At 71.9% G+C, this 18,921-nt stretch carries 13 protein-coding genes; 5 read left to right on the top strand and 8 right to left on the bottom strand.

The genetic code is table 11. From position 1 onward, the window contains the following. Window positions 1-464 precede the first annotated feature (464 nt). Together AAHZ94_RS01830 and AAHZ94_RS01825 are read right to left on the bottom strand one after the other, a co-directional pair. The gene (locus AAHZ94_RS01830; protein WP_349990047.1) at window positions 465-1,568 is read right to left on the bottom strand and encodes a CobW family GTP-binding protein; all 1,104 of its coding nucleotides are present in this window, start codon (window positions 1,566-1,568) and stop codon (window positions 465-467) included. Window positions 1,569-1,579: 11 nt separating this feature from the next. Further along, window positions 1,580-2,866, bottom strand: coding sequence for a citrate synthase (locus tag AAHZ94_RS01825; RefSeq protein ID WP_349990046.1), 1,287 nt, complete (start codon window positions 2,864-2,866; stop codon window positions 1,580-1,582). A gap of 121 nt (window positions 2,867-2,987) precedes the next feature. Here AAHZ94_RS01825 and AAHZ94_RS01820 point away from each other — a divergent pair, with 121 nt between their 5' ends. The 4 genes from AAHZ94_RS01820 to AAHZ94_RS01805 all read left to right on the top strand — a co-directional run bounded on the left by AAHZ94_RS01820 (window position 2,988) and on the right by AAHZ94_RS01805 (window position 8,842). Then, on the top strand, window positions 2,988-4,634 hold the full coding sequence (locus tag AAHZ94_RS01820) for a citrate/2-methylcitrate synthase (RefSeq protein ID WP_349990045.1): 1,647 nt from the start codon (window positions 2,988-2,990) through the stop codon (window positions 4,632-4,634). Window positions 4,635-5,272: 638 nt separating this feature from the next. Next, window positions 5,273-6,271, top strand: coding sequence for a ferredoxin family protein (locus AAHZ94_RS01815; protein WP_349990044.1), 999 nt, complete (start codon window positions 5,273-5,275; stop codon window positions 6,269-6,271). A gap of 301 nt (window positions 6,272-6,572) precedes the next feature. Beyond that, window positions 6,573-8,165, top strand: a complete 1,593-nt coding sequence (locus AAHZ94_RS01810) for an ATP-binding protein (RefSeq protein WP_349990043.1) — start codon at window positions 6,573-6,575, stop codon at window positions 8,163-8,165. Next, a complete protein-coding gene (locus AAHZ94_RS01805) occupies window positions 8,162-8,842 on the top strand; it encodes a response regulator (protein ID WP_349990042.1) in 681 nt (226 codons plus the stop codon). Before AAHZ94_RS01810 ends, AAHZ94_RS01805 begins: the two co-directional genes overlap by 4 nt. Before the next feature lie 258 nt (window positions 8,843-9,100). On the opposite strand, the gene AAHZ94_RS01800 is transcribed toward AAHZ94_RS01805, so the two are convergent. Beyond that, window positions 9,101-11,221 carry a DNA gyrase/topoisomerase IV subunit B gene (locus tag AAHZ94_RS01800; protein WP_349990041.1) on the bottom strand — a complete coding sequence of 707 codons (2,121 nt, stop codon included), beginning with the start codon at window positions 11,219-11,221 and terminating at the stop codon, window positions 9,101-9,103. Window positions 11,222-11,653: 432 nt separating this feature from the next. Here AAHZ94_RS01800 and AAHZ94_RS01795 point away from each other — a divergent pair, with 432 nt between their 5' ends. Beyond that, on the top strand, window positions 11,654-11,884 hold the full coding sequence (locus tag AAHZ94_RS01795) for a DUF7455 domain-containing protein (RefSeq protein WP_349990040.1): 231 nt from the start codon (window positions 11,654-11,656) through the stop codon (window positions 11,882-11,884). A gap of 106 nt (window positions 11,885-11,990) precedes the next feature. On the opposite strand, the gene AAHZ94_RS01790 is transcribed toward AAHZ94_RS01795, so the two are convergent. The 5 genes from AAHZ94_RS01790 to AAHZ94_RS01770 all read right to left on the bottom strand — a co-directional run bounded on the left by AAHZ94_RS01790 (window position 11,991) and on the right by AAHZ94_RS01770 (window position 18,881). Continuing rightward, entirely contained in the window at window positions 11,991-12,809 is an 819-nt protein-coding gene (locus AAHZ94_RS01790) for a serine protease (RefSeq protein WP_349990039.1), read from the bottom strand. 136 nt (window positions 12,810-12,945) lie between these two features. Further along, window positions 12,946-14,505: an RNA polymerase sigma factor gene (locus AAHZ94_RS01785; protein WP_349990038.1), complete on the bottom strand. Its 1,560-nt coding sequence runs from the start codon at window positions 14,503-14,505 to the stop codon at window positions 12,946-12,948. 361 nt (window positions 14,506-14,866) lie between these two features. Then, window positions 14,867-15,751, bottom strand: a complete 885-nt coding sequence (locus AAHZ94_RS01780; protein ID WP_349990037.1) for a FadR/GntR family transcriptional regulator — start codon at window positions 15,749-15,751, stop codon at window positions 14,867-14,869. A 205-nt stretch (window positions 15,752-15,956) separates the two neighbouring features. Continuing rightward, the gene (locus AAHZ94_RS01775) at window positions 15,957-18,002 is read right to left on the bottom strand and encodes an ATP-binding cassette domain-containing protein (RefSeq protein ID WP_349990036.1); all 2,046 of its coding nucleotides are present in this window, start codon (window positions 18,000-18,002) and stop codon (window positions 15,957-15,959) included. Between the two features lie 117 nt (window positions 18,003-18,119). Next, window positions 18,120-18,881 carry an NUDIX hydrolase gene (locus tag AAHZ94_RS01770; RefSeq protein ID WP_349990035.1) on the bottom strand — a complete coding sequence of 254 codons (762 nt, stop codon included), beginning with the start codon at window positions 18,879-18,881 and terminating at the stop codon, window positions 18,120-18,122. Window positions 18,882-18,921 lie beyond the last annotated feature (40 nt).

The following is an 18,921-nucleotide window of genomic DNA, read 5'->3' as shown; positions in this document are numbered from 1 at the left end:
TTTTTTTAATTCACGGCCCCCCCCCCTATATAAACAAAGGTTTCGGGGCCGCGCCTCTGTTTTTTAAAACACAGCCGGCGGCGGCCCCCCCCCCCCCCCCCCCGCGGTGGTGCGCGTGAGCGAGCCGTGCGGCGGTGGCCGGGGTTGGTCGGGCCGTCTTCGTGCGGCTGGGGCTGGGGCTGGCAGGGCGTCCGTCGTACGGCTGGTTGCGGCGGGCGGGGGCAAGGCCGCGGAAGGTGTACGGGTGGCTTACGGCCGGCCATCCGCCGTACGGCCACCGCGGCCGGCCCGTTCCGGCCCGCCGGAGGCGAGTGGCCACGCCGTACGGCTGGTGCGGGTGGCGGGTGGCGGCCACGGCATGCAGGTGGTCGGCCGGGCGGTGCCTGGTGGGCGCGGGGTAGCGGGCGCGGCGGACGGCGTCTCAGCGGCGAGCTGTCTCCCGCGCGCGTGCCGCGCCCCCGCCCCTACTCCTCGTCCTGCTCCTGCTCGGCGTGCTCGACGTACCGCAGTACGCCCCACATGCTGCGGGCGACGGCCGGCGGCGTCGCGCCGGCCAGTCCGACCGTCCCGGCGACGGGCTCCGGCCCCGCCCCGTCCGTACGACACGCCGCCAGCCGCTCCCGGAGTGCGGGGACGTCGAGGCCGGAGCCGATGAGGACCAGTTGGGTCTCCCGGGCCGCGGCCGATGGCCAGGGCTCCGGGTAGAAGCGCAGGAACCGGCCCACGGCGTGCAGCACGTACCGGTTGCGCGGATCGCCGGTGCCGAAGTCGACGAAGCCCTTGATCCGGTACAGGCCGGTCGGCCTGGAGTCGAGGAACGCCATCAGGCGCTGCGGGTCCAGCGGCGTCGGCGCGGTGAACGACAGGCTCTCGTACCCGGCGTGCAGGTGCTCCAGGGGAGGTTCGTCGCCGAGGCCGAGTTCCGCGCGCAGGTCCTCGAAGGTGAGCTGCCGGACCGCGCTCTCGTCCCGCGGGCGGCACGCGAACAGCAGCTCGGGGTCGACGCGGCCGTGCTCGGCGGCGATGACCGCGGTGCCCGGGCTCAGTTCGGCGAGCAGGTCGCCGAGCGCCTTGCGGTCGGTCTCGGGCACCCGGTCGTCCGTGTTGAGCACGATCAGATCGGCCATGGCCAGGTGCCGATCGACCTCCGGGTGCCGCTCCCGGGTGGCGGTGAACTCGGCCGCGTCCACGACCTCGACCAGCCCGCCGTAGACCACCCGGCGGTTGTCGCTGGCCAGCACCATGCGCACCAGCTCCTGCGGCGCGGCCAGCCCGCTCGCCTCGATGACGATGACGTCTAGGCGAGCGGCGGGTGCCGTGAGCGCGTCCAAATGGCCGTCGAGCTCGCTGACGTCCACCGCACAGCACAGGCAGCCGTTGCCGAGCGAAACCGTCGAACCCACCTGCCCCGACACGCTCATCGCGTCGATCTCGATGGCCCCGAAGTCATTGACGATCACCCCGATCCGGGTGTCGCCGCTGCGCCGGAGCAGATGGTTGAGCAGGGTGGTCTTGCCCGACCCCAGGAAGCCCGCGAGGACGATGACCGGGATCTGCTGCTCGCTCAACGGGGGACCTCTCACACGGCGGGTACGGGCTGCGGCGGTGGCGGCCCCACGTAGCGGGCCGCCGGGCGGATGATCTTCGAGTCCTCCGCCTGCTCCAGGATATTGGCGCTCCAGCCCACGACCCGGGCCGCGGCGAAGGTGGGCGTGAACATGGCACGCGGCAACCCGCACAGCTCCATCACGACGCCGGCGTAGAACTCGACGTTGGTGTGCAGCTCGCGCCCCGGCTTCAGCTCCGCCAAAATCGCTTCCACCTGCGCCTCCACCTCGACGGCGAAGTCCACCAGCGGGCCGCCGAAGCCCTGCGCAACGCCGCGCAGCATCCGGGACCGCGGGTCCTCCGTGCGGTAGACGGGGTGCCCGAAGCCCATGATCCGGTCCCCGGCCAGCACCCGCTCCCTGATCCAGGCGTCGATCCGGTCGGGGGTCTTGATGGCGTCGAGGGTGTCCAGCGCCCGGCTCGGCGCCCCACCGTGCAGCGGCCCGGACAGCGCGCCGACCGCGCCCACCAGGCAGGCGGCCAGATCCGCACCGGTGGAGGTGATCACCCGGGCCGTGAAGGTGGACGCATTGAATCCGTGGTCGATGGTCGAGATCAAGTACCGCTCGATGGCCCGGGCCTGCTGCGGGTCCGGCTCCGAACCCGTCAACATGTACAGGTAGTTGGCGGCGTACGGCAGGTCGTCCCGCGGCGCGACGGCCTCCAGCCCAGCGCCGAGCCGGTGCAGCGCCGTCAAGACCGTGGGCACCACGGCGCACGCGGCCAGCGCGTCCGCGCGCCGGCGCTCCGCGTCGATGTCGTACAACGGTTTGAGTCCGACGCACGCGCCCCACAGGGAGAGCGCGGTGCGCAGCCCGGCCAGCGGCCCTGACGCCCCGCTCGCCAGGGCGATCCCGGGCAGCGCCGCCGCCACCGGATCGGGCAGTCTGCGCAGCTCAGCGGTGTGCGCAGCGAAGGCGTCCCGCTCGGTCGCGGTAGGCAGTGCGCCATGGAACAGCAGGTGCCAGACGTCCTCGAAGGTACGACTCTCGGCGAGTTCCACGGCCGAGTACTGGCGGTAGTGGTAGAAGCCCTCGCGGCCTCGTACGTCTCCGAGCGCGGTGTCGGTCACGACGACTCCGGCCAGTCCGCGCGGCACCTCGATGGGCTCACCACGCTCCCCGCTCCGCTGCGCGCCCCGGCCCGCATCCGACTGCGCCGGCGGCGACGGCTGGGTGTGCTGGGGCTGCTGGGGCTGGTGCGCCTGCTCCACCGACGGGGCCTCTCCCGCGGGCGCCCCGATCTCCTGATGCGACATCTCCAACTCCTCTCCTCACATTGATTTGACTGTCCGATATGGATGATCAGATTGTCAATATTGATTAGTAGGCCATAAATCAACATGCATTGCTGGCTACGGGCATGGATACGGTGGGGCCATGGCGGACACGGAAGCGGACCCCGAGGCAACGAACGGCGCCGACGCGCGCCGGTTGACCACCCGCGAGGCGGCCGAACTCCTCGGCGTCAAACCCGAGACGGTGTACGCCTACGTCAGCCGCGGCCAACTCACCAGCCACCGCACGCCGGGCGAACGGGGCAGCACCTTCGACGCCCACGAGGTGGCGGCCCTCGCGCGCCGCGGCCGGCGCGACTCCCCCGCGCAGCCCGCCGCCCAGCCGGCCCCCGGCGGCACACTCGTCCGCACCGGCATCACCCTCATCACGCCGGACCGCCACCACTACCGCGGCGTCGACGCCACCGAACTGGCCCAGCGGTACAGCTACGAGGAGGTCGCCGAGTGGCTGTGGACCGGGCGGCTCCGGCCGGGGCGACGGTTCACCGCGCCACCGGAGACCCGTGCCGCAGCGCGCCGGGCGGTGGCCGCGCTGCCCCCGCACAGCGGCCCAATGGACGGACTGCGAGTAGCCGCCATCGCCGCCGCGGCAGCCGATCCGCTCCGTTTCGACCTCAGCCCGCAGACCGTGCTCGCCAGCGCACGCAGCCTGATCGCCACGCTGGTGGACGCCCTCCCCTACGCGCCGGGCCAGCAGCCACCCCCGTACGCCACCGGGAGCGACGCCGCACCCGCGGGAACCGGGCCCGACCGGCCCACGCCGCCGGCGACGGGGGCGCAGCCGCCCAGCCCGACCGCCGCAACGGCCGGAACCGGCCCCTCGCCCGCCCCCGGCCGCCCCGGCGCCGAGGCCAACCGGCTGCCAGGCGACCTGACCCGACCGACCCCGATCCCAGCCCCGGCCCTCGCGTCCGACCGGCCCACGGCTCCACCACCGGCACCCCACCCGAACCAACCGCCCCACCCGGCCGGGCCAGACACCCCCGCCGCGCCCCCGACCGCCCCGCGCACCCCCCTGAGCGCACCCCGACCCACGACACACCCCGACGACGACGGCGCAACCACCACCCACCAGGCGCCGAGCATCGCCGAGCAACTGTGGCTCCGGCTCTCCCCGCACCGCCCTACCCCCGCCTCGCTGCGCGCGCTCCAGACCGCACTGGTGCTGCTCATCGACCACGACCTGGCCGCATCGACACTGGCCGTACGGGTCGCCGCATCGGCCCGGGCACACCCGTACGCCGCCGTGTCAGCCGGACTCGGCGCGGCGGACGGCCCGCTCCACGGCGCCGCCAGCGGCCTCGCCCACCGGATGCTGACCGAGGCGCTGGAGCGCGGCAGCGCGGCCGTGGTGGTGGCCGACCAGTTGCGCGCCGGTGGGCGCGTGCCCGGGCTCGGCCACCCGCTGTACCCGGCGCACGACCCCCGCGCCCGGACGCTGTTCGCCCTGCTCGCGGAGGTCCCCGAGGCGGCTGCCGCGCTGGCCGCCGCCCGCGAGGTGGAGGCGACGGCCGCCCGGCACACCGAGTTGCACGCCAACGTGGATCTGGCACTCGCGGTCCTGACGGTGTCGGCCGGCATGCCGTCCGAGGCCGGCGAGACGGTGTTCGCCCTGGCCAGAGTGGCGGGCTGGATCGCCCACGCACTGGAGGAGTACGCCGAATCCCCCCTCCGCATGCGCCCCAGCGGCCACTACACCGGCCCCCGACCGCCCCAACCCCTGCCCTGATTCGGGGGTGGGGTTGGGGTGGGGGCGGGGCAGGGCCGAAGCCGGAGCGGGGCCGAGGGTTGGGCAGGAGCGAGGCTGAGGCGGAGTCGCGACCGGAGCGGGGCGAGGCAGTGGGGTGAGGGTGAGGCCGGGCGGAGCGGGGGGAGGCGAGCCGGGGCGGAGCAGGGTGAGCCGGGGCGAGGGCGGGGTGAGGCAGGGCGGAGCGGGGTGAAGCGGCCCCAGAAACCCCGCGCAGCCCTACCAGCCCTACAAGCCCCGCCAGCCCCGCCAGCCCCGCCAGCCCCGCCAGCCCCGCCAGCCCCGCCAGCCCCGCCAGCCCCGCCAGCCCCGCCAGCCAGAAGCTACGCCGCTACCGTCACACGGCCGCCCACCACACCACCGAGCCGGGCCGCAGAGCCCCCGCCCCCCACGGGTCGATAGCCCACTCCACGGGCCACACCCACCTCGCGGGCCCCACCCCATGCCCCACATCCACCCCACCCCACCCCATCCCCCAAACGGCGCAGCCCGCCCCACCCCCTTCCCCACCCACGCACCAGGCCCGATTCCGCCCCCACCAAGGCGATCGACGCGGCCGGAACAGGTCACGCCGACCGGCACGCCCGGCCCGGGCCGAAGATCAAGTTAGGCTCACCTGCGTGAGCACCTGTGCGACCAGGTCACGGGAGTTGGCCGAGCCCCTAGCCGGCACCGCCGCCACCGCCCGTACCTGGCTACTGATCGAGCAGAGCGGCCCCTGGGGCGCCAAGGCCGTCACCGCGAGCCACCTCGACCCGGCCGTCGGGCGCGCCCTGGAGCAGGCGGCCGAGGGCACCGGCGTACGCGTCGCCCTCATCCGGCGCCCGGGCCGGCACGCCGACTGCCACCTGCCGACCCGGCAGCAGGTGATCGTCGCCCACACCCTGCCCGGCCGGTCCTGGATGCGGACCGCCCAGGTCACCGATCCTGCGGCGCTCCTCGCCCTGGACTTCGCGGCCCTGGGCGCCGGCGACGTCCACGCCCTGGACGCCACCGCCCGCCCCGCCCCCGGCTCTCCCGATGCCCCCATGCCCCTCCCCCGCTGGGAGCCGTACGCGGGCGAGCCCCTCGCCCTGGTGTGCACCAACGGCAAGCGGGATCGTTGCTGCGCCCTGCTCGGCCGGCCGCTCGCCGCTGAACTGGCCACCAGCGGCGCCGACGTCTGGGAGATCACCCACATCGGCGGCCACCGCTTCTCGCCCACCCTGGTGGTGCTGCCGTACGGGTACGCGTACGGCAGGGCCACCGCGCACTCCGTCAAGGAAGTCCTGGCCGGCGCGCGGCGCGGGCGGATCGTCACCGAAGGCGCGCGCGGGCGCTCCGCCTGGGACCGCCCCGGGCAGGCCGCCGCCCTCGCCGTACGCCGGCACATCGACGAGCCGCAGGCCGATGCGCTCACGGTTGCCGACCTCGCCCACCAGCCGCTGTCTGCGGAACTGGCCGCCGCCCAGCCGGCGGCCCCCGGCTGGGCCGCCACCGTCCGGCACACCGACGGGCGCGGCTGGCAGGTCGCCCTCGCCCAACTCCCCGCCGAACTCCCCCGCCCGGAGAGTTGCGGCGCGACCCCGGGCACCCCGGCCCGCGTCGACGTGCTCGCCATCCACCCGCTGGCCACCTGAGGCCGGCGCCAGGCGAGGCCCGCGAACCCCCAACCCCCCACCCCAGACCCCGGCCGCCGGACCAACCCCTTCGCCCCTCTTGTCCGCCTTCCTCACCCGGCGCTGACCAGCAAAAACGTTCCGCTCTCTGTTGCGCGCCTTTTGCTCAGGCTAGAACGGACACCCAAAACCCCACCGCGCGCGGCGCCGACGCCCGCGCCCCCGTACGTTCATCCCCATGAGTGGATCGGAAGGGGCGGTTCCACCGGTACGCGCCAGGGCTGGCCGCGGTGGCGACGGGGGACGGAACGGAGGCGGACGGATGCGGATCGGGTGGCCCCGGCGCGTCTTCTCACAGGTGCTCCTGGTGCAGTTGACCATCACCACCGGGGTCACGGCCCTGGCCACTGGGCTGTTCCTGGCGCCGCTCAGCTCCCAACTCGACGACCAGGCCATGCACCGGGCCCTGGCCATCGCCCAGACCACCGCCGCCCGGCCGGAACTCGACGACCAACTCCGCACCTCCCGCCCCACCCCCGACGGCCCGATCCAGGCCCAGGCCGAGCAGATCCGACGCTCGACCGGAGCCGAATACGTCGTGGTCATGGACCGGAACGGGGTCCGCTGGTCGCACACCTCGCCGGAACAGATAGGCCGACGCGTCTCCACCGATCCGAGCGAGGTCCTGTCCGGGCGCGAACTGATGGAGATCGACCGCGGCACCCTCGGCCGCTCCGCCCGCGGCAAGGTCCCGCTGCGCGACGAGAACGGTGCCATCGTCGGCGCCGTCTCCGTCGGCATCGCGTACGAGAACGTACGGGACCGACTTCTTTCCGCCGTCCCAGGACTCCTGGCGTACGCCGGCGGCGCCCTCGCCGTGGGCGCGATAGCCGCCTACCTGGTGGCCCGCAGACTCCAACGACGCACCCACGACCTGGCGTTCTCCGATATCTCCGCGCTGCTGGTCGAACGCGAGGCAATGCTGCACAGCATCCGGGAAGGCGTACTCGCCCTCGATGAGCGAGGCCGAATCCGGCTCATCAACGACGAGGCACAGCGCCTGCTCGACCTCGACCCGACCGACACCGGGCGCCCCCTGCACGAGGTCCTCCCCCCGGGCCGGACCACCGACGTCCTCGCGGGCCACGTCACCGGCGCCGACCTGCTCACCGTCAGCAACGGGCGGGTGCTCGTCGCCAACCGGATGCCCACCGACGACGGCGGCGCGGTCGCCACCCTGCGCGACCGCACCGAACTGGAACGGCTCGGCCGCGAACTCGACGGCACCCGCGGCCTGATCGACGCCCTCCGCGCCCAGGACCACGAACACGCCAACCGCCTGCACACCCTCCTCGGCCTGCTCGAACTCGAACTGTACGAGGAGGCCGTGGAGTTCATCACCGAGGCCGTCGGCGTCCACCGGGCCACCGCCGAACAGGTCACCGAGCGCGTGCACGACGCCCTGCTCGCCTCGCTCCTGGTCGGCAAGGCCACCGTCGCCGCCGAACGCGGCGTCTCGCTCCGCGTCTCCCCGCACACCTGGCTCCCCAACCGGGTGATCGACCCGCCCGGCCTGGTCACCATCGTCGGCAACCTGGTCGACAACGCACTGGACGCCGCGCCCGGCGCCCCCGAGCCGGCCGTGGAGATCGAGTTGTACGCGGAGGGCTGCACGCTGCTGGTCCGGGTCACCGACACCGGCCCCGGCATCCCCGTCGACCAGCGCGAACTGATCTTCAACGAGGGCTGGACCACCAAGGCGCCACCGGCCCACGGCAAGCGCGGCATCGGTCTCGCCCTCGTCCGCCGGCTCGCCGAACGCCAGGGCGGCAGCGCCCGGGTCTCGGGCCCCGACACCGGCGGCGCCGAGTTCACCATCGTCCTGCCGGACGCACTTACCGAGGAGCCCCGATGATCGACGTACTGGTCGTGGACGACGACGTCCGGGTGGCCGAGATCAACGCCGCGTACGTGGCGAAGGTCCCCGGCTTCGCCGTCGTCGGCCGCGCGCACACCGCAGCCGAGGCCCTGGCCCACGTCGAGCGCACCACCGTGGACCTGGTACTCCTCGATCACTACCTACCGGACGAGACCGGCCTCGCGCTCGTTGCCCGGCTGCGCCAACTCGGCCACCACACCGACGTGATCATGGTGACGGCAGCGCGTGACGTCGCCACCGTGCAGGCCGCGATGCGCCACGGCGCCCTCCAGTACCTCGTGAAGCCCTTCGCCTTCGCCGGTTTGCGCACCAAACTGGAGGCGTACGCCGCCGTCCGCCGGGCCCTCGCCAGCGGTGAAGAGGCAGGTCAGGACCAGGTCGACCGCATCTTCAGCGCCCTCGGCGGCACCGCGGCCGACCCCGCCGCCCTACCCAAGGGCCACTCCCCGCTCACCGCGGACCTCGTACGCCAGGTCCTGCGCACCGCCGAGGGACCGCTCTCGGCCCAGGAGGTGGCCGACCGCTCCCGCCTCAGCCGCCAGACCGCCCAGCGCTACCTCAAGCTGCTGGAGCGCGCCGGCCGGGTCCGGCTGAGCCTGCGCTACGGCGAAACCGGCCGCCCCGAACACCGCTACGCCTGGCGCGCCCCCTGACCCACCTGCCGGGGCCACCCCGGGCCCGCCCCGACACCTGGTCCACGGCCCGGCTCGCCGCACACGTCGATCAACGCAGGATCGTGTACGTCGCTCCGCGGCCCGGAAGGCTGCGCTCCGTCACGGCGACGGCACGCACGGCGCCTGCCGCCCCGCCCGCAGCCGGAACGAGGGCGCGGCCCACCATCGGAGCCGCCCCACGTCACAGCGCCTCAGCGGGCCGCCCCGGGGGCCGCACGCCCCCTTCGCCGCAACCCCCTAGGCGTCGATGCGCGACCGGTCCAGCGTCGCGGCGGAGCTGGTGATGAATTCCTTGCGCGGCGCCACCTCATTGCCCATGAGGAGGTCGAAGGCCCGCTCGGCCGCCTCCAGGTCGCTGATGTTGATCCGGCGCAGGGTGCGGTGGCGCGGGTCCATCGTCGTCTCGGCCAACTGGTCGGCGTCCATCTCACCGAGGCCCTTGTACCGCTGGATGCCGTCCTTGAAGCGGATCTTCTTCCGCTCCAGCTCCAGCAGCGTCTGCCGCAGTTCGTCGTCCGAGTACGTGTACAGGTACTTGTCCTGGCCCTTCTTGGGCTGGATCAGCTCCACCCGGTGCAACGGAGGCACGGCGGAGAACACCCGCCCCTGCTCCACCATGGGCCGCATGTACCGCTGGAAGAGCGTGAGCAACAGACAGCGGATGTGCGCCCCGTCCACATCGGCGTCGGCCAGGAAGATCACCTTGCCGTAGCGCGCCTGGTCGATGTCGAAGGTACGCCCCGACCCCGCTCCTATGACCTGGATGATCGCGCCGCATTCGGCGTTCTTGAGCATGTCCGTGATGGAGGACTTCTGCACGTTGAGGATCTTGCCGCGAATGGGCAGCAGGGCCTGGAACTCGGAGTTCCGGGCCAGCTTGGCCGTACCGAGCGCTGAGTCGCCCTCCACGATGAAAAGCTCACTGCGGTCCACCGCGTCGCTGCGGCAGTCTGCGAGCTTGGCCGGGAGCGAGGAGGACTCAAGGGCCGTCTTACGGCGCTGCGCGTCCTTGTGCTGCCGGGCCGCGATCCGGGTGCGCGCGGCGGCGACAACCTTGTCCATCACGGCCCGGGCCTGCTGCTTGACGTCCCGCTTGGGCGAGGCCAGGAACGCCTTCAGCTCCTTGGCCACCACATTGGCCACCACCCGGGAGGCCGCCGAGGTGCCGAGGACCTCCTTGGTCTGCCCCTCGAACTGGGGCTCGGCGAGCCGCACCGTGACGACCGCGGTCAGCCCCTCCATCGCGTCGTCCTTGACCACGTCGTCCTCGGAGACCCGCAGCACCTTGGCCGAGCGCAGCGCCTCGTTGATGGTCTTGGTGATCGAACGCTCGAAGCCGGAGACGTGGGTGCCGCCCTTGGGCGTGGCGATGATGTTGACGAAGGACTTGACGGTGGTGTCGTAGCTGGTGCCCCACCGCATCGCGATGTCGACCCCGAGCTCCCGGGTGACCTCGGTCGGCGTCATGTGCCCCCGCTCGTCGAGCACCGGCACGGTCTCCTTGAAGCTGCCCTGCCCGGACAGCCTGAGGGTGTCGCAGACCGCCTTGTCCTGCGCGAGGTACTCGCAGAACTCGCTGATCCCGCCGTCGTACCGGAAGGTCTCCTCGACCGGCTTGTCCTCCTCCACCCCGCGCTCGTCCCGGACGATCAACGTCAGTCCGGGCACCAGGAAGGCCGTCTGGCGGGCCCTGGCGTGCAGGGTGTCGAGCGAGAGCTTGGCGTCCTTGAGGAAGATCTGCCGGTCCGCCCAGTACCGCACCCGGGTGCCGGTCCGGGTCTTGGGCACGCGCTTGCCCTTGAGCAGACCGTTCGCCGGGTCGAACGGCGCCTCGGGGCCGGATTCGGTGAAGATCCCGGGGACCCCGCGGCGGAAGCTGATGGCGTGCGTGGCCCCGCTGCGGTCCACCTCGACGTCCAGCCGCGCCGACAGCGCGTTCACCACGGAAGCGCCCACGCCGTGCAGACCGCCGGAGGCCGCGTACGAGCCGCCGCCGAACTTGCCGCCCGCGTGCAACTTGGTCATCACGACCTCGACGCCCGAAAGCCCGGTCTTGGGCTCCACGTCCACGGGGATGCCGCGCCCGTTGTCCCTGACCTCGACCGAGCCGTCCTCGTGCAGGAACACCTCGATCCGGTCGCAGTAACCGGCCAGCGCCTCGTCCACCGAGTTGTCGATGATCTCCCAGAGGCAGTGCATCAGGCCGCGGCTGTCCGTGGAGCCGATGTACATGCCGGGGCGCTTACGGACCGCTTCCAGTCCCTCCAGGACGAGCAGGTGCCGCGCGGTGTAGTTGGATCCGCCTCGGTCTGCTCCGGTCAGCAGCGCAGTGGACGGCACAGACATCTCGGCGGTCACGCGGTTCGCTCCTCGCTGAATTTCAAGCTGGCCCTCGGCCGGGCTCATGGGTGGGCTAGTCGCCGCCAGAAGCGTACAGAGGCCTGGTAGAGCCTTTGTGCAGCCACCCGTGAGTACGTCCATGCTAAACGAGAGTCGCTCGTACGTTCGATCCCTCAATAGGGTGACGCGCACATCACGTTCCCAAGGAGGCATGAACCATTTAGGCTCCGGGCACGTCCTGATGAACAACCCGGCAACCCAGCCGGCGGGACAAGACCGACAAGCGACGTGAAACCGTAAGCCACCGAAATACGGCTCATTCGCCGCCAACCGTCACCATCCAGCCGACTCGGAAAAAAGTTTCGAGCGAAAGCCACGAACGGGAACGTTTTCGGCCTGGTTGGATGTTGACCCTGGTACGACAGCTCGTCGAGCTAGAGAAGAGGCGACGTGACTACTGTTCTGACCCCCGCGAGCCCGCTGACGGCCGCTGACCGCTGCGATCGTTGCGGCGCCCAGGCATATCTGCGCGTCGTGCTGACAAGCGGTGGCGATCTGCTCTTCTGCGCCCACCACGGGCGCAAGTTTGAGCCAGAACTCAAGAAGATCGCCGCGGAAATACAGGACGAGACCGAGCGGCTGACCGCTGCACCGGCGTCCGCGTCCCCCGAGGAACGCTGACACATCGCACCCACGACGAGCGAGGACCGGCCAAGCCGGCGCGGGCGGTCACCCCACACAGCGTGGGGCGACCGCCCTCCTCGTCTCTCATCGGAGCGAGCGGACCTCAGCCGTGGCGCTCCACCAGCGGCGCCACCGCGGAAATCCGCGTGTAGACCCCCGGGCTCCCCGGCTGGGCACAACCGCTGCCCCAGGAGACCAGCCCGACCAGGCGCCCCCGCGCCACCAGCGGACCACCGCTATCCCCCTGACAGGCGTCCCGCCCACCACCGGGCTCCCCCGCACACACCATGGAGCGCGCCAGGTAGGTGCCCTCGTTCGTGCCGGGGTACGCCTCCTCGCAGCGCTGGTCGTCGAGCATCTTCACCTCGGACGCCATGAGCTTCGTTGCGTAGTTCCCCATGCCCGTGGTGTCTCCCCACCCGTAGACGGTGGCGTTCGTACCCGGCCGATAGGCGGCGTCCCCACTGCGCGCCATCGCGATGACCCGATCCGCCGGCTGCTCCCGCGCCAGGGTCAGGACGGCGATGTCGCCCGCGTTCGTCGCCGGGTCATAGTCCGGATTGACCCACAGCCGGCGCAGCGGGACCTCCTCGCCGCCCTCGCCCTGGAGATCGGGGCGCCCCACGATCGCCCGCAGGTCGCCGACGGCCCCGCGGTCCACCCCGAGCACCTCGCGGCCCATGCAGTGCGCGGCAGTGAGCACCGTGGTCCGGGAGACGAGGACCCCACCACAGAACTGGCCGGCGCGCGCATCACCGAACCGGTCCCGGCTGCCGAGCGCCACCACCCAGGGCGCTTCCGTCGCCCGCGCCGGTTGGCCACCGATCACCACGCCTTCCGCAGCCGCCGGCCCCGCCAGAGCCGGCACGGCCACGAGCGCCGCGAGCAATGAGGTGGACAGCGAAGAGAGCAGGGTACGCATACAGGCCTCCTGACCTAACGCAGCGAGCTGTGCGCTCAGCGTCACCCATACGGGCGCGCCCCGCATCCGGACAGCGCACGGGCCGGGACCCCACAGGGAGGTCCCGGCCCGTAAAAGCGCAGCGTATGGCCGCCGATCAGTCCAGGTAGTCGCGGAGCACCTGGGAGCGAGACGGGTGACGCAGCTTGGACATGGTCTTCGACTCGATCTGGCGGATGCGCTCACGCGTCACGCCGTAGACCTTGCCGATCTCGTCCAGCGTCTTCGGCTGGCCGTCCGTGAGACCGAAGCGCATGGACACCACGCCGGCCTCACGCTCACTGAGCGTGTCGAGCACGGAGTGCAACTGCTCCTGCAACAGCGTGAAGCTGACCGCGTCGGCGGGCACGACCGCCTCGGAGTCCTCGATCAGGTCACCGAACTCGCTGTCGCCGTCCTCGCCGAGCGGGGTGTGCAGCGAAATCGGCTCCCGGCCGTACTTCTGGACCTCGATGACCTTCTCGGGGGTCATGTCGAGTTCCTTGGCCAGCTCCTCCGGGGTGGGCTCGCGGCCCAGGTCCTGGAGCATCTGGCGCTGGACACGGGCGAGCTTGTTGATGACCTCGACCATGTGCACGGGGATGCGGATCGTACGAGCCTGGTCGGCCATGGCCCGCGTGATGGCCTGCCGAATCCACCAGGTCGCGTACGTGGAGAACTTGTAGCCCTTGGTGTAGTCGAACTTCTCGACCGCACGGATCAGACCGAGGTTGCCTTCCTGGATCAGGTCGAGGAAGAGCATGCCGCGGCCGGTGTAGCGCTTGGCCAGCGAGACCACCAGACGGAGGTTGGCCTCCAGGAGGTGGTTCTTGGCGCGACGGCCGTCCTCCGCGATGATCTCCAGCTCGCGCTTGAGCTTGGGCGCGAGCTTGTCGGAGTTGGCCAGCTTGTCCTCGGCGAAGAGGCCCGCCTCGATGCGCTTGGCGAGCTCGACCTCCTGCTCGGCGTTGAGGAGGGGGACCTTGCCGATCTGCTTCAGGTAGTCCTTGACGGGGGCGGCGGTCGCACCCGCCGCAGCGACCTGCTGCGCCGGCGCGTCGTCCTCGTCGTCGTCCGAGAGGACGAAGCCCTGGTTCTCGGGCTCGCCTTCACCGGCTTCAGCCTTGCCGCCGGGCGCCTGCGGCTCCTCGATCGGCTCGTCGCCGTCGAGGAGCTCGTCGGCGTCCTTCTTGGACGCGGTCTTCTTCGCAGCGGTCTTCTTGGCGGTGGTCTTCTTCGCCACCGCCTTCTTGGCGGTGGTCTTCTTCGCGGCGGCCTTCTTGGCGGGCGCCTCGCCCTCTGCGCCCGCGCGGTCCTCGGCCGAGGCCGTCGAAGCGGTGGCCGCGGTGGTGGTCTTCTTGGCCGCCACCGTCTTGGCCGCGACGGTCTTGGTGGCGGTGCGCTTGGCTGGGCTCTTCGCTGCGACGCTGCTCTTGCGGGTGCGCTTGGGTGCCTCTGCGGCACTGACCATCAGCGTCACCCCCTCCTCGTCGAGGACCTGGTTGAGGCTGCGCAGAACATTCTTCCACTGGGTTGGCGGAATCTGGTCAGCCTCGAAGGCCCGACGCACATCGTCGCCGGCGATCTGCCCCTCAGCCTTTCCCCGCTCGATGAGCGCCATGACAGACTCGGACTCGGCGATCTCCGACGGGAGCGTACGGGATGTGCTGGCCGACACGAACAACCTCTCGGAACGATGGAAACGGCTTCCGACTCCCGTCCCATGGACCGGAGCCGACGACCGACGGCAGGATGAACCGACGGCGCGGATGGAGACACAGAGGACAACAGCGTCGCGAACGACATCCGTATTCCGTCCTCGGCTGCCACCTCTTTAGTCATCGCGCTGCCTCAAAGAGCGTTACGCCCAATCATCGTGGCCCGAGTCACACCCCAAAGCGGTGCTAAACCCGCACTAAGCGAACAAAAGCCGCCGCGTCGCCGAACCTCCGCCTCCCTCCGGACCGACCGAAGGGGGTTCGGCGACGCTGCCACACCTGGACGACGAGGGTCAGCGCTCGCCCCGCCAGGGATCGCGGTCAGTGTTCACGCGGCGCGGGCACCACACGGTCGACCTCGGGGTGGACCGTGAGCAGTTGGACCATTGCGGCCTCCGCCCCGGCGCCGTCGCCGGAGCTCACCGCGTCCACGATCCGGCGGTGCTGTCCGACACTCGCCTCGGTGGGGCGGTCACAACCGGTGACCGGACCTCCGGAGACCTGGAGCGCCGAGGCGACGATCCCCGCCAGGTGCTCCAGCATGCGGTTGCCCGCGACCTGGAGCAGTACGGCGTGGAACTCGGCGTCGGCCCGCGAGAAGGTCAGCGCGTCGCCCTGGCCGAGCGCATGGCTCATGATCTCGACGACCTCGGCGAGCCGCTCCTTGCCGTCCTCGCGGCCACTGCCCGCCGCGAGCCGGGCCGCCAGCGGCTCGATGGTCCAGCGGAGCTGGCACAGCTCCCGCCGCTGGTCGTCGCGTTGCGGCCCGAAGGCGCGCCATTCGATGATGTCCGGGTCGAGCAGGTTCCAGTCGCTCACCGGGCGGACCCGCGTGCCGACGTTGGGTCGCGCGCTGACCAGGCCCTTGGCCTCCAGCACGCGCAGTGACTCACGGACGACGGTGCGGGAGACCTCGAAGCGCTGGCCGATCTCTTCGGGGACCAGCGGGCGGTCGGCCCCGAGATCGCCCGAGACGATCATCTGTCCCAGTTGTTGGACGAGTTGGCCGTGGAGGCCACGGCCGCGACTGCCGGCCGAGCGCCTGCCCACTCGGCCCATCTCGGTGTCCGTGTCCCAGGTGGGGAGGGCAGAGCGTCCGGCACCGGGGGTCTCGGCGTAGGGATAGCGGTCAAGCTCGCCCGAACCTGCGAGGCCGGATTCGGCGGGGCGAGCCGCGGTCGTGGTGGTGTGCGCAAGGGTACTCACGCATCCTTTGTCGGCGGCCTTTCGGGGGCCCTTAGGGTCTTTGGTGAAAAGCACACGAAAGGGTGATCGACTACGGCCACCCAATTGACGCCGAATCGGACAGAAGTGAACGCGCTGTGAGGGGTTGTGCACAGTCACGCGGTCAGGACCGCGTCCTCGTACCTCCTGGTCGGAACCCCCTCGCGACGAGTAGGCACCCATGTGCTCATTTGGCACGTTGCCAGCGCACCGCACGCCCGGGGCGCGGTCGCCCGCGCAGTGCCGTGAGCACATAAGCGCACAACAGTACGGAGATCGAGAGCGCCATCACCTGACCGATGGGCTCGCTGGCCAGCCGGCCCACCAGCGCCGTACCGCGGTCGGGGACGGACGGCCACTCGGCCAGCGTCGCCTGGCGCACCCGCTCCGACATGCCCTCCAACGATCGCGCCGACGGCTCGTCGACGGTGCGCCGCAGGAGGGTCAGCGTGGCGAGCGGCACGGCGAGTGCCGCCGTGAAGCCCCACGTCGTGGAGCGCAGTACGGCGGCCGACAGCAGTCCCACCCAGGCGCAGCCGATCACCAACAGGCACCAACCGGCCAGCAGCGGCGGCCAGTCCACCGGCGGGCGCGCCGCATCCGCGCCGTAGCAGAGCCACAGCACGGCGCCGTTGGCGAACACCGCGGCCAGTGCGAGCAGCGCCGCGGCCACCGACCAGACCAGCAACTTCGCGGCGAGCAGGGCGAGTCGCCGCGGCACGGCGCCCTGTGTCGGGGCCAGCGCCGGGTACCGGTACTCCTGCCCGAAGGCGAGCGCGCCGAGCAGCCCGGCCCCGACGGCCACCGGAGGCAACGGCAGCGGCCCTGGCCAGCTCGTGTACATGCGGGCGGAGGCCACGTCCCCCAGTCGCGCCAGGAGTACGCCGGTGATGACCGAGGCGGCGAACGTGGCGATCAGCACGTACCAGATGGTGCGCACTCCGGCGGCGCGGCGCAGCTCGTACCGCATGGGCCCGGCCGGGCCCGGCGGGGGGACGCGCGGCAGCGCCAGCGCCCGGGAGGCGGGTGCCGTGCTCGGCTCGGGCACCGGTTCGTCGTCCGGGATGGGCCAGGGCGTGGCGTCCGCGGGGCCGACCGTTGCCCCGATCTCGTCGAGACCGGCCCACCAGCCGCGCCCGGACACCGCCCGATCGCTCGGCTGCGCCGCTCGCGCCGCAGCTTCCGGCGCACCCGCCGCCTCGCCGCCGTAAGCCTCGGCCGGCGCGCCGTGGTCGTCGGCGCACGCACCACCCGCCTGCGCCAGGCGCGGGCTCCGCCCTGGCTGCGGAGCCGCAAGCGCGCGGGGCCCGGAGGTCTGGTCGGACCAGGCCGCCACCGCTGGTGTCGGGGGTGGTGTAGGCGTCGGCCAGCCGTCCTCGTCGGCGAGCCGATGCACCAGGATGCCGTGGCGGTACGCGATCTCTCCGACGGTGGCGCAGCTACTGCCGTACACCGAGATGCGGCTGCCTCCCTCGCGCACCACCTCGACCCGCTCCCCCGCGACGGCCCCCTCCCGCGCCAGCACGGCGCCCAGCCGGTCGGCGAACGGAGACCGGACGACGACCCGTGGCCGCAGTCGTGTACGGGCGAAATCGGCAACACTCTGATCGGCTACCAGTCGCCCCCTCTCCATACTGATCACCCGGTCGGCGACCCGGTCCAGCCCCTTGGGCTCGCTGGCCGAGACGAGGACGGCGCCGCCTTGGGCCGCGTAGCCCCGCAGCAGGCCGTACAGCCATGCGGCCTCGCGCGGCGAAAGCTCCCGCGCGGGCTCGTCGAGCACCAGGGCGTAGGGGTCGCCCAGAAGGGCTGCGGCGAGCCCGAGCCTGCGGTCCATGCCGCGCGAGTAGTCCCCGAGACGCTGCTCGGCAAGACCGCTCAGGCCCACGAGCTCCAACGCCTCGTCCGCCCGCCGCACCGGCACCCCGGCCGCCGCGCTCAGCATCCTGAGGTGGCCCCGGCCCGTCCGCGCGGGGTGCCCGGGGACGTCGCCGAGCACGACGCCCACCTCACGGGAGGGGTGCGGCACGGCATGGAGCGGACGCCCGCGGAAGAGGGCGAGGCCGCGCCCCGACTCCAGTTGCAGCAACAGACGCAACGCGGTGCTCTTGCCCGCACCCTCGTCACCAAACAGGGCGGTGACGAGGCCGGGGCGCACCTCGAAGGTGAGGTCATCGACGGCGGGCGGCTGGTTGCGGCGGGGGGCGCTGGTCAGCCCGATGGCCTGGATCATGGCTTCACTCGCGAGACATGAGACCGCACTGCGGCAGGTGGGAGGAGGGCTACTCCAGCACCGTAACCCCACCTGTCCTATTTTCTCCGCATACGCAACTTATGCACCGCGAACGTGTCACACCTCGGGCCGCAGCATCGGCGGATTGAGCAGCGTCGCCCCACCGGCTCGGAACAGTTGGGCCGGCCGGCCGCCCTGACGCGTCGTCGTCCCCCCGGTCGGCACCAAGAACCCCGGCGTCCCGGTGACCTTGCGGTGGAAGTTGCGGGGGTCGAGCGCCACTCCCCACACCGCTTCGTAGACGCGGCGCAACTCGCCCACGGTGAACTCACGCGAGCAGAACGCGGTGGCGAGCGAGGAGTACTCGATCTTCGAACGCGCTCGCTCCACTCCGTCCGCCAGGATGCGGGCGTGGTCGAAGGCGAGTGCATCAGCGGGTCCCGACTCCCGCCCGAACGCGCCCTCCTGGTCGAGCAGCGACTCGACGGGGGCCCACCGCGCACTGTGCGCGTCACCACCTGCGCGGGGAGCCGGCAGATCGGGGGCGAGCGCCAGATGGGCGACGCTGACCACGCGCATCCGCGGATCGCGCTTGGGAGCGCCGTAGGTGGCCAACTGCTCCAGGTGCGCGGCGTTCGGCGGCGCCGGGAGCGTCGGGTCGTGGGCGAGCAGCCCGGTTTCCTCGATGAGCTCGCGCGCCGCAGCATCTGCCAGGTCCTCATCCGCGCGCACGAAGCCACCGGGGAGGGCCCAACGCCCTTGGAACGGCTGCTCACCTCGCCGAACAGCGAGGGCGCACAACGCATGCCGTCGTACCGTGAGTACGACCAGATCGACGGTGACGGCAAAGGACGGGAAGGCCGACGGGTCGTAGGGCATGCAGGGATCATAGTCGTCTGCTTGACGATAAAAAGGCCGT

The organism is Streptomyces sp. HSW2009, assembly GCF_040240285.1.
Lineage (GTDB): Bacteria > Actinomycetota > Actinomycetes > Streptomycetales > Streptomycetaceae > Streptomyces.
Note: the sequence above shows the minus strand (reverse complement) of the source record. Positions and strands in the feature narration are given on the sequence as shown.